Source organism: Haladaptatus salinisoli, from assembly GCF_020614375.1.
GTDB classification, from domain to species: domain Archaea; phylum Halobacteriota; class Halobacteria; order Halobacteriales; family Haladaptataceae; genus Haladaptatus; species Haladaptatus salinisoli.
On the sequence record NZ_CP085327.1, the window covers coordinates 77,067 to 90,991 of the forward strand.

The 13,925-nt window shown below is 66.8% G+C and carries 13 protein-coding genes; 4 read left to right on the top strand and 9 right to left on the bottom strand.

Features of this window, described 5'->3' with window-relative positions; genetic code table 11:
• The first annotated feature begins 21 nt into the window (after window positions 1-21).
• The gene (locus LIX00_RS00405; RefSeq protein ID WP_227354214.1) at window positions 22-180 is read left to right on the top strand and encodes a glycine zipper domain-containing protein; all 159 of its coding nucleotides are present in this window, start codon (window positions 22-24) and stop codon (window positions 178-180) included.
• 16 nt (window positions 181-196) lie between these two features.
• Here LIX00_RS00405 and gdhB read toward each other — a convergent pair whose 3' ends face one another.
• Window positions 197-1,471: a glutamate dehydrogenase GdhB gene (gene gdhB / locus LIX00_RS00410; protein ID WP_227354215.1), complete on the bottom strand. Its 1,275-nt coding sequence runs from the start codon at window positions 1,469-1,471 to the stop codon at window positions 197-199.
• 113 nt (window positions 1,472-1,584) lie between these two features.
• A complete protein-coding gene (locus tag LIX00_RS00415; protein WP_227354216.1) occupies window positions 1,585-2,952 on the bottom strand; it encodes an outer membrane protein assembly factor BamB family protein in 1,368 nt (455 codons plus the stop codon).
• A 210-nt stretch (window positions 2,953-3,162) separates the two neighbouring features.
• Between LIX00_RS00415 and LIX00_RS00420 the strand changes: the two genes are divergently transcribed.
• On the top strand, window positions 3,163-3,618 hold the full coding sequence (locus LIX00_RS00420; protein ID WP_227354217.1) for a MaoC family dehydratase: 456 nt from the start codon (window positions 3,163-3,165) through the stop codon (window positions 3,616-3,618).
• A gap of 24 nt (window positions 3,619-3,642) precedes the next feature.
• Here the strand turns inward: LIX00_RS00420 and LIX00_RS00425 are convergent, their stop codons facing one another.
• The 3 genes from LIX00_RS00425 to LIX00_RS00435 all read right to left on the bottom strand — a co-directional run bounded on the left by LIX00_RS00425 (window position 3,643) and on the right by LIX00_RS00435 (window position 6,441).
• A complete protein-coding gene (locus LIX00_RS00425) occupies window positions 3,643-3,984 on the bottom strand; it encodes a DUF5658 family protein (protein ID WP_227354218.1) in 342 nt (113 codons plus the stop codon).
• A 239-nt stretch (window positions 3,985-4,223) separates the two neighbouring features.
• On the bottom strand, window positions 4,224-5,930 hold the full coding sequence (locus LIX00_RS00430; RefSeq protein ID WP_227354219.1) for an acyl-CoA carboxylase subunit beta: 1,707 nt from the start codon (window positions 5,928-5,930) through the stop codon (window positions 4,224-4,226).
• A gap of 175 nt (window positions 5,931-6,105) precedes the next feature.
• Window positions 6,106-6,441: a DUF7344 domain-containing protein gene (locus LIX00_RS00435; protein ID WP_227354220.1), complete on the bottom strand. Its 336-nt coding sequence runs from the start codon at window positions 6,439-6,441 to the stop codon at window positions 6,106-6,108.
• A gap of 417 nt (window positions 6,442-6,858) precedes the next feature.
• Between LIX00_RS00435 and LIX00_RS00440 the strand changes: the two genes are divergently transcribed.
• Entirely contained in the window at window positions 6,859-9,264 is a 2,406-nt protein-coding gene (locus LIX00_RS00440; protein WP_227354221.1) for a hypothetical protein, read from the top strand.
• A 75-nt stretch (window positions 9,265-9,339) separates the two neighbouring features.
• Here the strand turns inward: LIX00_RS00440 and LIX00_RS00445 are convergent, their stop codons facing one another.
• From LIX00_RS00445 to LIX00_RS00455, 3 genes are all read right to left on the bottom strand, one after another.
• Complete coding sequence (locus LIX00_RS00445) at window positions 9,340-10,176, bottom strand: class 1 fructose-bisphosphatase (protein WP_227355713.1); 837 nt, start codon at window positions 10,174-10,176, stop codon at window positions 9,340-9,342.
• Window positions 10,176-10,967 (bottom strand): class I fructose-bisphosphate aldolase, encoded by a 792-nt coding sequence (locus LIX00_RS00450; RefSeq protein WP_227354222.1) that lies wholly within the window; start codon window positions 10,965-10,967, stop codon window positions 10,176-10,178. Before LIX00_RS00450 ends, LIX00_RS00445 begins: the two co-directional genes overlap by 1 nt.
• A 147-nt stretch (window positions 10,968-11,114) precedes the next feature.
• Window positions 11,115-11,684 carry a DUF7409 domain-containing protein gene (locus LIX00_RS00455; RefSeq protein WP_227354223.1) on the bottom strand — a complete coding sequence of 190 codons (570 nt, stop codon included), beginning with the start codon at window positions 11,682-11,684 and terminating at the stop codon, window positions 11,115-11,117.
• Window positions 11,685-11,840: 156 nt separating this feature from the next.
• Here LIX00_RS00455 and LIX00_RS00460 point away from each other — a divergent pair, with 156 nt between their 5' ends.
• Window positions 11,841-12,698 (top strand): 3-hydroxyacyl-CoA dehydrogenase family protein, encoded by an 858-nt coding sequence (locus LIX00_RS00460; RefSeq protein ID WP_227354224.1) that lies wholly within the window; start codon window positions 11,841-11,843, stop codon window positions 12,696-12,698.
• A 133-nt stretch (window positions 12,699-12,831) separates the two neighbouring features.
• Here the strand turns inward: LIX00_RS00460 and LIX00_RS00465 are convergent, their stop codons facing one another.
• Window positions 12,832-13,896, bottom strand: coding sequence for a phytoene/squalene synthase family protein (locus LIX00_RS00465; protein ID WP_227354225.1), 1,065 nt, complete (start codon window positions 13,894-13,896; stop codon window positions 12,832-12,834).
• Between the last annotated feature and the right edge of the window lie 29 nt (window positions 13,897-13,925).

Sequence of the window (13,925 nt, forward strand, 5' to 3'; positions counted from 1 at the left end):
GTCGTACGCGAGTCGGTGGATATGGCAGACGATATCGACGGAGAACAGATGGGAGTCGGAATCGCAATCGGCGCGGGCATCGGCGCGGCGTTGGGCGTGGCGATGGACAACCTCGCGCTCGGGATGGGGATGGGAATCGCGGTCGGAGTCGCTATCGGCGCGGCGCTGTCCTCGAAGTGAGGCGCAGACCGCCGTCTCAGGGCCAGAGACCGCGCGCCTGATGGGCCTCCGCGATGCGCGAGAGGCCGACGATGTAGGCCGCGTCGCGCCACGTCACGCCGCGCGTTTCGACTTCGTCGCGCACGTCGTTCCACGCCTTCAGCATCTCGGTCTCGAGTTCCTCGTTCACGCGCTCCAGCGACCACTGGCGGCGGTTGATATCCTGCAGCCACTCGAAGTACGACACCGTCACCCCGCCCGCGTTGGCGAGGATGTCGGGGACGACCGGGATGCCGCGGTTTTCGAGTATCTCGTCCCCGGTGGTGGTCGTCGGACCGTTCGCGCCCTCGACCACGATGTCGGCGTCCACGTCGCGGGCGTTCGCCTCGGTGATGACGTTACCGATGGCGGCCGGGACGAGCACGTCCACGTCCAGTTCGAGCAGTTCGTCGTTCGACAGGTGTTCGGGCGCGTCGTAGGTCGTGACCGCCTCGGGTTCCTCCTCGTGCGTCGGGATGTCGTCGATGTCGAGGCCGTCGGGGTCGTAGATGGCGCCGTTGACGTCGCTGACGGCGACGACGTTCGCGCCCCACTTGTGCAGGGCGAGCGCCGCGTTCGCGCCGACGCTGCCGAACCCTTGAATGGCGACCGTCGTCTCTTCTAAGGGGTAGTCGTAGTAGTCGCACGCTTCGCGGACGATGATGGCCACGCTCTGTCCGGGGGACTCCTCGCGTCCGTGGCTTCCGCCGATGACGGGGGGTTTGCCGGTGACGACGCCGGGGGTCGTCTCGCCTTCCTGCATCGAGTAGGCGTCCATGAACCACGCCATCGTCTGCGCGTCGGTGCCCATGTCCGGCGCGGGGATGTCCCGCATGGGGCCGATGAAATCGCGCAGTTCCTCCGCGAAGCGTCGGGTGAGCCGTTCTTTCTCCTCGGCGCTCAACTCCTTCGGGTTCACGACGATGCCGCCTTTCGCGCCGCCGAACGGGATGTTCATCACGGCGCACTTCCACGTCATCCACATCGAGAGGCCGATGCACTCCTCCTCGGTCACGCCGGGGTGGTAGCGCATGCCGCCCTTGAACGGTCCGCGCACGCTGTCGTGCTGTGCGCGGTAGCCGGTGAATATCTCCGTGTTGCCGTCGTCGCGCTTGAGCGGAACCGACACGCGGTGAACCTGGTCGGGATGTTTCAATCGGTCGATGATGCCGCGGTCGATGTCGAGGTGCGCCGCCGCTCGTTCGAGTTGGCGACGCGCCGTTTCGACCGCCGTTTCGGGTTCGTCGGTCGTCTGCTTGCCGGTGGATGCCATGATTTGGACGCCTCCGTGGGGTCTGACCGGCAAATATTGCACGACCGGAGAAAGACCTTCCCATCCGAGTCGGAAGCGATATGCATTACCAAAGCACGCTACCGCCGAAACGGCTACTGCGGGAACGCGTACACCGTTCCCGCGACGTCGCCGACGTACACGGCGTCGCTTCCGACAGTCGGCGACGAGACCAGCGCGTCCTGCGCCCGGAAGCGCCAGCGGATGCGCCCGTCGGCGCGGTCGAGCGCGAACACCTGCCCCGCGTCGTTGCTGACGTACGCGAACCCGTCGGTCACGACGGGCGACCCCCACACGCGCGCGCCGGTTTGGACGCGCCACCGGACCGTCCCTTCCCGCGCGTCGAGCGCGTAGACGTTACCGTCGGCGCAGCCGACGTAGACGGTGCCGTTCACGACGACGGGGGTCGACCAGACGCCCGCTTCCGTCCGGAACCGCCACTTCGTCTCGCCGGTCTCGGCGTCGAGCGCGTAAACTCGGTCGCCGTCCACGGTCCCGACGTAGGCGGTGTCGCCGACGATTTCGGGCGTGCCCGCGATGGCGAGGGCCGGCGCGAACCGGAACCGCTCGCTCCCGTCGGTCACGTCGTGGGCGAACAGGCCGCCGTCGAGGCCCGTCACGTAGAGGGTGTCGCCCGCGATTCGAAGCGAGGTGAGCGCCCGCGCCGGACTCCGAAACGAGTCCGCCACCTCGCCGCTCTCGGCGTCGAGGGTGGACACCTGCCCGTCCCGGGCCGCGACGTAGAGGGTGTCGCCGAGCAGCACCGGCGACACTTCGAGTCCGGCCTCCGTCTCGAACTGCCACTCCCGTCTCCCGTTGGCGGCGTCGAGCGCGAACAGGTTTCCGCTGCGGTCGCCGACGTACGTCAGTTCCGGGCCCATGGTCGGCGTCCCGACCGCGTTCGGTGCCTGAAACAGCCAGTTGCTCACGCCGTCCCGGCGGTCGATGCCGCAGACGAACCCGTTTCCGGTCCCCACGTACACCGTTCCGTTTCGGACGACCGGCTTCGTTTGGACCGGTCCGCCCGCCTGCGCGTACCAGCGCGCGCGAACGCGGTCGCCCCTCGACGACGTCCGACCGGTTCGAAGCGCGGTTCCGCCGTCGCCGCCGCGCGGTGCCGACCGCCAATCGACGCCGCCGTCGGTCGAGGTCCGACGAGGGGACGACCGTCGCTCGGCACCGCCGTCGGTCGACACTCGACGAGGCGGCGGCGAGCTAGCGCCGTCGTCGGGCGCTCCGACCGCGTCCGTCGGGTCGGTCGTCTCGGAGCACTCGAAGGACCACTCGACGCTCCGCGAGACGCGCGTGTCCCCGCGAGTCACCACCTGGTCGAACTGGAACTCGCCGGCCGCGTTCATATCGAAGCTGTCAGGTTCCGCCCCGTTCTCGGAGTCGAAAGACGCTCCTATCGATTCGTGGTCACGTCGATTCGCCGTCGAACGCCGCGTGTTTTGGTCTTTCATGTTTTCCTCCCGACCTGAATTAGGTCTGACTACAACTCCCGTTCGAATAGTGTCTACTTTGTTATGCACCGATTATACGCCTCCGTCTCCGTTGCAACGGTTGGAACGGTTGCAACAATCGGTGATAGACGAACTGAAAGGTGTGATAGACCGAAGAGATGGCGGAGACAGACCGATAGGATTTTTCCGGCGCGCGGCGCAGATTCCGCCATGACGGGCCGCTACTACGAGGAGTTCACGGTCGGCCAAACTATCGAACACGAGAAACGGCGCACCGTGAGCGAGAGCGACAACCAACGGTTTTGCGACATGACTATGAATCAACAGCCGCTCCATCTGGACGCGGAGTTCGCCGCGGACACGCAGTTCGGCGAGCGACTGGTCAACGGTCTCTACACGATGAGCCTCGCGGTCGGGTTGACGATCCCGGACACGACCGACGGCACCATCGTCGCCAACCTCTCGTACGACGACGTTTCCCATCCGCGTCCGGTCTTTCACGGGGATACCATCCGCGCGCGGTCGACGGTCACGGACAAGCGCGAGACGAGCGACGGCGAGCGCGGCGTCGTCACCATGCGCGTCGAGGCGTTCAACCAGGACGACGACCTCGTCTGCGAGTTCGAGCGCACGGTTCTCTCGCTGAAGCGCGAAAACGCCGAGTGAGCGCTCGAACGCCGACCCGCGAAATCAGACGAACAGCGAGAGGTTGACGACCACGGCGAGCGTCCACGGGAGCGCGAGGCCCGCCGGGACGAGCGCGCCGTACTCCCGCGGAATGAGCCTTCGACCGACGAGTCCGACCCCGACGGCGAACGCCTTCAGCGCGACGAGCGACGCGAATCCGAACCGCGCGAGCGCGCTCCGCGCGACGGGATTCGTTTCGGTCAGTCCCGCGCGCAAACCGACGTAGGTGGTGAGCAAATCGCCGACGAGCGCGAGCAGAACGAGGTACCAGAGGAGTCGCTCCCCGTCGCCGATGTCGGGCCAGTTCGCGCGTCGAAGTCGGGCTGAAAACCACTGGTGGTTCATGGGTGGTGTCGCGGGGCGACCCCGCGTCGCCCGAACCGACGGCGGAGTGGGGCTTTATTATGCGGCGCATTATCGATCGAATTCGACCGTAAGGAACCCCCTAAACGGTCGCGGAACTACGAACTCGTTTCGCCGAAGACGTGGAGATCGCCGTCCGCGGTTCCGACGAATCCGAGTTCGCCGCGGACGGTCGGCCAGTAACAACACCGATTTCAGCTCGCGGCGAGGACGAATCTCGCCTACAGAATCGTCCCGTGTTTCTTGTCCGGCAGGTCCTTCTCCAGGTCGGCGTAGAAGTCGAACCGCTGGACGAGTTCCTCGCGCAGCGTGCTCGGCGGGACGATGTCGTCGATGACCATCTCGCTCGCCATGCGGTGGACGTCGATGTCCTCGCGGTACTCCTCCCGGAGTTCGCGTTCGCGTTGGGCGCGCTCCTCGTCGTCCTCGATGGCGTTCAACTTGTTCGCGTAGACGGCGTTGATGGCGGCCTCCGGCCCCATGATGCCGATTTCGCCGGACGGGAGCGCGATGGTGCTCTGGGGGTCGTAGGCCGGGCCGGACATGGCGTAGATGCCCGCGCCGTAGGCCTTCCGCACGACGACCGAGATCTTGGGGACGGTGGCCGAGGAGGTGGCGTAAATCATCTTCTTGCCTTTTTCGAGGATGGCGTCCTTCTCGACCTGCGACCCGGCCATGAAGCCCGGCGTGTCGCAGAGGTAGAGCAGCGGGATTTCGAAGGCGTCGCACTTCCAGATGAACTCGGCGGCCTTCTCGGCGGCGTCGGGGAAGATGGCACCCGACCGCTGCGCCGGTTGGTTGGCGACGATGCCGACCGGCCGCCCGTCGATTCGCGCGAACGCGGTGAGTATCTCCGGCCCGTAGTCGGGTTTGAGTTCGAAGTAGGAGTCGGCGTCCACCACGCGCTCCGCGAGGTCGGTCATGTCGTAGGCCCGGTTCGGGCTCTTCGGGATGACGGCGTCGATTCCCTCGGGGGATTTTCGTGGTGCCTTCGGCTCGCTTCGGGGCGGTTTCTCGTGGGCCTTGTCGGGGAGGTACGTGACGAGGTCGGAGACGAGTTCGCGGGCGTGCTCCTCGTCTCGGGCGACGAGGTCGGCGCTTCCGGAGTGTTTCGCGTGCATCCCCGCCCCGCCGAGGTCCTGCATGTCGATATCCTCGCCCGTGACCATCTGCACCATCCGCGGGGAGGCGATGGCCATCGCGGACATCCCCTCGACCATGATGGTGAAGTCGGCGAAGACGGGGGTGTAGGCCGCCCCGGCGATGCACGGTCCGTAGAGGACGCATATCTGCGGGACGCGCCCCGAGAGCATCGAGTGGTTGTAGTAGTACTTCCCGATTCCCTCGCGGTTGGCGAAGAAGCCGGTCTGCTGATCGATGCGCCCGCCGGAGGAGTCCATCAGGTAGAGGACGGGGTTGCCGCTCTGGAGCGCCCGCTGTTGCATCCGGAGGAACTTCTCGACGCCCTTCGCGGCCATGCTTCCGGCCTTGACGGTGAAGTCGTTCGCCATGAAGTGCACGTCGCGGCCCTCGAACTCCGCCGCCCCCGTGAGCAGTCCGTCCGCCGGGAGCTGGTCGTCAGCGTCGAACTCCGCGAACTTACCGTCCTCGAACTTCAGACCGTCCTCGCCGAACCAGAGGTCGAGTCGGTCGCGGACGAACAGTTTTCCCTTCTCGGGGAGGCGTTCTTTGTACTTCTCCGGGCCGCCGGACTCGATGGCCTCTATCTCCTCCCACAGAATCGCTTCGCGGTCGGTCGGTTCCAGGCCGTCCTCCTCCGGCGATTCGCCGGGGTCGCTCCACGTGACGGTCGGTTCCTCCGCGTCGCCGACGTACACTTCAACTTCGCTCCCGACGTGCTTGGCGAGCGCGCTGGCGATGGCCGAGGCTTCCTCTTCGGTCGCCCCCTCGCCGATGCGAACTTTCATGTCTCCGTGTCCGCGGGGTGATTTCAAACCGTTTTCCCTTTCCTGCGAGGCGAAATTCCTGACGCGCGGCGACCTCCGAATCGCCGAAAAAAGACGGGGCGGCGTGAGCGTCGAGAAGACGGGGGAGGGCCTAGAAGCGTCTGCGGGGACACGGGGAGAACCGGACGAGAGATTACTACTCCGGCAGTTCCATCGCTGCGACGTGCTCTGCGTACTCTTCGAGAACCGGTTGACCCCAGTAGCGTATCGACTCGCTTCGCGCGTCGTAGTCGATGATGTTCGCGTCGGCCAGTTTCGGGAGGTGCGTGTGGTGCAGAGACGCTTCGATGCGTCTCCGGTAATCGTCCGGAACGTCGTTGGGCGACGTTTCGGTTTCCCACGCGACGACCTGCTCGACGAGGTCGGAAAGCGTCGCCGCGCCGTCCGGCGTCCGCGAGAGATAGTGGATGGCGTATCGTCGTCGTCTCTCCGACAGCAGTCCGAAGATATCGTCGAAGGAAGGCCTACTCACCCCCGGTTCAGCGCGAAGTACGTGGGGTGGGTGTGCCGACGGTCGTTTCCCCGAGTCGTCACGGTACGGTGACTCATTGCTCATGCGACGCTCATCACCAGTTGACCACCCTCCGTAAAGAATGGTGAATCTAGGCACCTAGAGAACTGCCAATTAAACTGAAAACGACGACGTTACAGGTTCTATTTCCAACACGAACGCGCTGCGGACGGCACGCGCCCCCCGACCGAAGCGCACCGACGGAAACGGAGGAAACGTCCGGTCGAAACGACGATTACCGGACCGGTTGGACGCGGTTGCGAACGGTAGCGGGCGACACCGACGCCGGGGGTGGCGCCGTCCCGTCTCGGCGTCGGTCGAGAACGGAATTAACGGTGTCGAGGGTTGAAAACCGCCACCGTCGAGTACGGTACACTCATGAGACGATTCGCGCGGACGACACTCGTGCTCGTGTTGGTCGTGAGCCTCTCGAGCGCCGGACTCGTCTCGATGGGAGAGCCAAGGGCACGTCCGTCCGCGGACGCGCCGGCGGTGTTACCATCGAGCCAACGAACGGACGTTTCCCGCTCGCCGCACCTACGGGGGATGATACAGGACACGAACCTCTCCGAGTCCGAGCGAGCGGCGGCGCGCGGGGCCGCGCAGGGTGCCGCGCTGGCGCAGCGACAGGGCGTTTCGATAACGCAGCAGCAGCGCCAAGCCGCGGTCGTCGGCGCGGTTCGAGCCGTCGAGCAGGAACAGCGGGCGAACGTCTCGCAGATCCAAGCCGCCGCGCGCGGCGCGGCGCACGGAACGTTGCTCCAGAGTCAGGACGTCCGGATCACGCAGATACAGAGCGCGACGCAGGGTGCGACGAAGGGCGCGACGCAGGTGCAGCGAGCGACGGTCGAGCAGGCGCAGTCGGCGGCGTTCGGGGCCGGACACGGCGCGGTCGCCCAGAGTCAGAAAGCGACCGTGACGCAGGTGCAGGTGGCCGCGCGGGGCGCGGCGCGGGGCGCGGCGAAAGGAGCGGTTCAAAAGCAGCGCGTGAGCGTCTCGCAGATCCAGGAGGCGGCGCAGGGCGCAGCCTTCGGCGCGCTCGACCAGCGCCAGACGGTCGAAATCAGACAGGTGCAGTTCGCCGCGCGGGGCGCGGCGAAGGGTGCGCTTCAGAACCAGCGGGCGAACGCCAAACAGGTGCAGGTCGCGGCGCTGGGGGCGGCGAAAGGCGGCGTGACGCAGGTACAGCAGGTCGACGTTCGACAGGTGCAGGCGGCCTGTCGCGGCGCGGCGGCGGGGGCGATATCGCAGATTCAGAAGGCGAGCATCGTCCAGATTCAGGTGGCCGCGCACGGTGCGGCCGCCGGAGGGCTCAAACAGGGTCAGCAGGCGACCGTCGAGCAGATGAAGGCGGCCTGCCGCGGCGCGGCGGCGGGTGCGCTGAGTCTCGTCCAGATTCAGGTCGTGAACGTCGTTCAGATTCAGATCGTCGCGCAGGGGGCGGCGCAGGGGGCCGTTCAGGGCGCGGTTCAGAAACAGGTCGTCGAGGTTCGACAGGTGCAGGCCGCCGCGAGGGGCGCGGCGCGCGGCGGCGTGACGCAGGTTCAGACCGTCCGAATTCGGCAGATTCAGGTGGCCTGCATCGGCGCCGCGTCGGGGGCGGTGACGCAGAGCCAACAGGCGAGCGTCACCCAAGTCCAAGCCGCCGCGCAGGGTGCAGCGACGGGCGGCGTGACGGCGAGTCAGAGCCAGCGGGCCGACGTTCGACAGGTGCAAGCCGCCGCGCGGGGTGCGGCCACCGGGGCGGTCTCCCAGAGTCAGCGGGCGAGCGTCGTTCAGATTCAGTCCGCCGCGCAGGGTGCCGCCGCGGGCGGTATCGCGCAGCTTCAGCAGGCGACCGTCGTCCAGACGCAGGCCGCGTCGCTGGGCGCGTCCGCGGGCGCGGCGCAGGCGGCGGCGCGACAGGACGTGAGCGACGCGACTCGGATACAGCAGGCCGCCCGCGAAGGCACCGCGCAAGCGGCCGAGCGCATCTCGACCGCGGAGGACGTCGAACCGCAGGTCGTTCGGTCGGTCGCTCTGCAGGAGGCGAGCCAAATCGAGGAGGTTACGACTCCGACCGCCACGACCCGGCGGCCGACGACCACGACCCTGCCGACGCTGACCACGGCGGAGCCGGTCACGACGACGGCTACGACCACCACGACCGCCACGACCACCACGCAACCGACGCCGACCGCGACTCCGGAGAACGCAACGACGCCGCCCCCAGCGACGCGGCCGGCGACGCCCACCGCGACGCCGACCACGACGCCGGAGAACGTCACGACCACGACGACGGCTACGACCACCACGACGACCGCCACGCCGACGCAACCGCCCGCCACGCCCACCGCGACCACGACACCGCCGACCGCACCGCTCTCGGTCGAGTTGAACTGCACCGCGGTGACGGTGAACGCGACGCAACCGGCGGACTACCGGTTGTCCGCGCTGCTCGTCAACGTCTCGAATCCGCAGTCGGGCGTGCTGGTGAACCGGACGATTCCGGCGGCGGAGTTCGAGCAGGCACCGGACGGGAACGTCACGTGGACGAACGACACGACCGACCTCGGCGTGGAAGGCTACGTTTTCGTCAACGCGACGATATTCGACGCGAACGGGCGGGTCGTCGCCACCGCCGAGCAGGACGACGTGCAGGCGTGCATCGATCAGGAGCGCACGACGGAGGGACAGACGACGCGGACCACGACGGCGCGACCGACGACCACCCCAGCGAATCGGACGACGACTGCCGGCGGGACGACGCAACTACAAACCGCCGAAACGACGCAACCGGGGTGAGTTTTAGTCGCGGCTAACGAGTTCGACTCGCCGAGCGAAATTTCGAGCGAAAAATGGACTGGTCGAAATCGGCGGTTACAGCGCCGCTTCCAGTCGGTCGACGAGTTCCGCGTTCCCGACGTGGAGCGGAACGCGCTGGTGAAGCCCCTCGGGCGACACGTCGAGGAGCGAGCGTTCGCCGTCCGAGGAGCGCCCGCCCGCGGACTCGACGATGTACGCTATCGGGTTCCCCTCGAACTGGAGGCGGAGTTTCCCCTCCGTCCGCGACCTGAGACTCGGGTACGCGAACACGCCGCCGTAGGTCATCACCTGGTTCACGTCGCCTATCATCGCGCCGCCGTATCGGAGTTTGAGTTCGTCCTCTATCTCGCGGGCGTACTCGGTGAACGCCTCGGTCCAGTCGGGAACGCGCCCGCCGAACCCGTAGACGACGGGGTCGTCGGGGAGGCTCACGTCGTCGTCGACGACCCTGGGGTCGCCGTTCTCGACGACGTACTCCGTCACCGTTCCACCGCGAGCGACCATCATCGTCGTAATCGGCCCGAAGAGGACGTAGGCCGCCGCGACGAGGTCTCGACCCGACGCCGGGAGGGGAGCGTCGTAGACCCCCACGATGGTTCCCATCGAGTTGTTCGACTTGAGGTTCGAGGAGCCGTCGAGCGGGTCGACGGCGACCGAGAGACCGTCGCCGCAGTCGATAACTTCCTCGCGCTCCTCGCTGGCGAACTCGCCGACGCCGTCGATGGCGGTCAACTCGGCTTCGAGGTGCTCGTCGGCCCACACGTCCGCCGCCATCTGCGTCTCGCCGCTGGGGTTCTCCTCGTCGGCTTTCCGTCGCCGTCCCGGGAGACCGCCCCGAATCTCGGGGGCCGCCGCCGCGACCGTCTCGACGATTCGGTCTACCGTCTCCATCATTCGAGCGCTTCGTCCGCGGTCGCGCCCTCGAAGATGACCTTTTCGAGCGCGTCGAGGATTCGCTCGGGGTTATCGCGCTGCCAGACGTTGCGACCGACCGCGAGACCGGCGCCGCCCGCGTCCATCACGGCTTCGACGCTGGAGAGGAAGTCGTAGTCGCTGATCTTCGACCCCCCGCTCATGACGACCGGCATGTCGGCGGCGGATTTGACGGCCCACTCCATCGATTCGCGGGTGCCGGGGTACTTCACCTTCGCCATGTCCGCGCCGAGTTCGAGCGCGATTCGAGTGCCGTAGGCGATGATGCTCTCTTTCGTGTCGTTCTTGAGACCCTGACCGCGCGGGTACGACCACATGACGACGGGCATCCCGTACTCGCGGTGCGCCCGCTCCTGTACGTCGCGGAAGTCCTCGTACATCTCCGTCTCGTGGTTCGACCCGGAGTAGACGGTGTAGCCGACCGCGTCCGCGCCGAGTTCGGCGGCGTAGTCGACCGTCCAGTTCTGCGGCGAGTAGGGCTCGCCCATCCAGAGGTTGCTCGTCCCGTTCAGCTTGGCGAGCAGGTTCACCGAGTCGTCGTAGGAGGGATAGTACGTCTCGGCGACCCCCTTCTGGACGGCGAGGCAGGTCACCGCGTCGTGGGTGGCGATGTCGAAGACCGTCTCCGGGTTCAGCGAGTCCGGCACGGAGCCGAAGTCGGCCGACGGTCCGTGTTCCAGACCGTGATCCATCGCGAGAATGAGCGCCTTGTCGTCCCGAGTCACTGGTGAGTCACTCAGCGGAATCATCGTTCCGAACTGCGCCGACGAAATATATGAGTCTACTGGTCGCGCGCGAGTCGAAACCTCCGTTTTCGTCGCTCTCGATGGTCCTATCGAGCGTCCGTGAACTACGAAGGTAGTAAATTTACAGCGGTTCGCCGGTCGCGGAGGCGTCTACGCCAGGTCGCGGGCGTCGTTCCACCACCGCTCGACCGCCTCTCGGTCGAGTCCGAGCGAGTCCGCGACCCGCTCCGGGTCGGCGGTGGCGAGACTTCGAATCGAGGTGACGCCGCCCTCGGCGAGTCGGTCGGCCGCTTCGTCGTCGATGCCCGGGACGTCGGTCACCGGGTCGGGACTGCTCCGCTCGCGCCACGCCGCTTCCTCGGCGTGCGCGTCGCCGCTCCCGTCGGTCGACGCGGGGGTCGCTTCCCAGTCGCCGGAACTCGCCGCTATCCACGCGCGCTCCTCGTCCTGGAGGCCGCGAATCTGGTTCGAACGGTCGGTGAGGTCGTCGCCGGACCCGCCGAACGACCACGACAGGGAGTGTTCCCTGCGTAACCGTCCGGCGACCCCCGGATTCACGCCCGCCTCGCGCAACATCTCGTAGGAGACGGTTCGCTCGACGATGCCCTCGGCGTCGAACGACGCGTCCTCGATGACCGCCGCCGTCGCCGGGCCGACGAACTGCACGTCGGTCGGTCGGGTTTCGGTCGGTTCCTCCCCATCTGTGTCGTTTTTCGTCACGGTCTCACCGACTTGTTTCCCTCTCACACCCCTGATTCTTGAACTTTTCGCAGGCGGCGTCTCGGGCGGCGGCGAGTTCGCCTCTCGCGCCGCACGACGGACGACCCCGCCCCGCGTTCCGCTATCCTTACGTTCGTCCCCGGAGCACTCCCGGCCATGCGTACGCTGGACGACATCGACACCATCGGCGTAGTCGGCGCAGGTACCATGGGAAGCGGCATCGCGCAGGTCGCCGCCGCGAACGGGTTCGACGTGGTCATGCGCGACATCGAAGCGTCGTTCGTGGAGAACGGGTTCGACGCCATCGAAAACAGCCTCGACCGCTTCGTCGCCAAGGAGGAGTTGAGCGAGGACGAGGCCGAGGCGGTCGTCTCCCGCATCGAGGGGACGACGGACCTCGCCGACCTCGCCGACTGCGACTTCGTCGTCGAGGCCGCGGTCGAGGACATGGCAATCAAGCGGGACATCTTCGCCGACTTGGACGACGTCCTCCCCGAGGACGCGGTGCTCGCCACGAACACCAGCACGCTCTCCATCACGACCATCGCCAGCGCGACCGATCGCGAGGAACTCGTCGTCGGTCTGCACTTCATGAACCCGGTCCCCGTGATGAAGGGCGTCGAACTGGTCGTCGGCGAGAAGACGGACGAAGGCGTGGTCGACCTCGCCCACGACCTCGCGGAGGAACTCGGCAAGGAGACGTGGGAGTCCGACGACAAGCCCGGCTTCGTCACCAACCGCATCCTCATGCCGTGGATAAACGAGGGCATCCGCGCCTACGACGAGGGCGTCGCCGACAAGGAGGACATCGACAAGGGGATGACGCTCGGAACGAACGTCCCGATGGGTCCGCTCACCCTCGCCGACCACATCGGCCTCGACATCTGTCTGGACGCCAGTCAGACGCTGTTCGAGGAGTTGGGCGACCGCTACAAACCCGCCTACCTGCTGAAGCGAAAGGTCGACGCTGGTGATTTAGGGAAGAAGACCGGGAAGGGCTTCTACGAGTACTGAGCGGACGGATTTCTCTCCCTTTCGATTTCGCCGAGGAAGGCCATCACCGCGTCGTACCGCTCGGAAACCACCTCGCGGGCGGGGCCATCTTGTTCCAACTTCGCTCGACCGTCGGTTCGCGAAAAGGGACGACTCAGGCCAGGTGGAACGGTCGCTCGGCTATCGTCCGGCGGAGGTCGCCCAGCATATCCCGCTCCACGCCGCCCGAGAGCGACGCGAGGACGGCGTGTACCTCCTCGCGCGAAATCTTGATTCCGGCGCGTCGGAGGGCGTCCTCGGGGCGCTTTCGCACCTCGCGGAGCGTGCCGACCGCGAGCAGGTACGGGACGGTCCACGCGACGAGGCGGTTGCCGCTCTCGCGGGGCATCGTTTCGAGGTAGGCCTGCGCGTCGTCCGCGAACCCGTGGGCGTGCTCCGCGGTGCGGGCGACGACGCCGGCGACCTCGTCGCTGTTCTCGGGGTCGCAGAGGGCGTCCTGCGAGACGTCCGCTTCGCCGAGCCACGTCGCCGGGAGGTAGACGTTGTTCTCGTCGTGGTAATCGACGTACACGTCCTTCGAGACGTTGACGAGTTGGAGGAGGAGGGCGAACGACTCGGAGTTCTCGCGGAGGCGGTCGGCCTGTTTCGAGTCGGCGTCCCGGCAGACGAGGTTCGTGATGAGTTCGCCGACCGTTCCGGCGACGTAGTAGCAGTACTCTTCGAGTTCCGCGCGCGTTCGTATGCGGAGGCCGCCCCTGTCGGCGTAGCGCTCGACGAACATCGCCATCCCGGAGACGAGTTCTCGGACGGGCGGACGAACCGCTCGCCGGACGGGGAGCGGACAAGACGCGAACGTCTCGACCACGCGCGGCGCGTGCGCGACGACCGACCAATCGTCGCCGGCGTCGTCGGGAATCCACTCGTCCGCGGCGGCGCGGAACTCGGCCACGGTCGTCTCGTCGTCCGGGTCGAGCGCGGCGTCGTAGGTGCGGAGGAGGTGCGCCTGTTCGGCGGGCGGGATGTGGCCCGCGTCCTCTATCGTGTCGGCGATGCGGCAGAGGAGGTATCCGACGCAGATGGCGTCGGCCATCGGTTCGTCGAGCAAGTCGATGGTGATGGCGAACGTTCGGGAAACCCCCTGAACCGCCCGATGACACCAATCGAGGTCGGCCTGCGAGATGTCGTCTGAAATCTTCGGTGTCGGTTGGTAGCTGTCCATTCTGATATTGAACCTCCCGGCCTTTCGGG

Coding starts and splice junctions, on each gene's coding strand:
- gdhB (WP_227354215.1), bottom strand. CDS start 1,471: ATGGCATCCACCGGCAAGCAGACGACCGACGAACCCGAAACGGCGGTC.
- LIX00_RS00415 (WP_227354216.1), bottom strand. CDS start 2,952: ATGAAAGACCAAAACACGCGGCGTTCGACGGCGAATCGACGTGACCAC.
- LIX00_RS00440 (WP_227354221.1), top strand. CDS start 6,859: ATGAGACGATTCGCGCGGACGACACTCGTGCTCGTGTTGGTCGTGAGC.
- LIX00_RS00445 (WP_227355713.1), bottom strand. CDS start 10,176: ATGGAGACGGTAGACCGAATCGTCGAGACGGTCGCGGCGGCGGCCCCC.
- LIX00_RS00450 (WP_227354222.1), bottom strand. CDS start 10,967: ATGATTCCGCTGAGTGACTCACCAGTGACTCGGGACGACAAGGCGCTC.
- LIX00_RS00465 (WP_227354225.1), bottom strand. CDS start 13,896: ATGGACAGCTACCAACCGACACCGAAGATTTCAGACGACATCTCGCAG.
- LIX00_RS00420 (WP_227354217.1), top strand. CDS start 3,163: ATGACGGGCCGCTACTACGAGGAGTTCACGGTCGGCCAAACTATCGAA.
- LIX00_RS00430 (WP_227354219.1), bottom strand. CDS start 5,930: ATGAAAGTTCGCATCGGCGAGGGGGCGACCGAAGAGGAAGCCTCGGCC.
- LIX00_RS00405 (WP_227354214.1), top strand. CDS start 22: ATGGCAGACGATATCGACGGAGAACAGATGGGAGTCGGAATCGCAATC.
- LIX00_RS00460 (WP_227354224.1), top strand. CDS start 11,841: ATGCGTACGCTGGACGACATCGACACCATCGGCGTAGTCGGCGCAGGT.
- LIX00_RS00425 (WP_227354218.1), bottom strand. CDS start 3,984: ATGAACCACCAGTGGTTTTCAGCCCGACTTCGACGCGCGAACTGGCCC.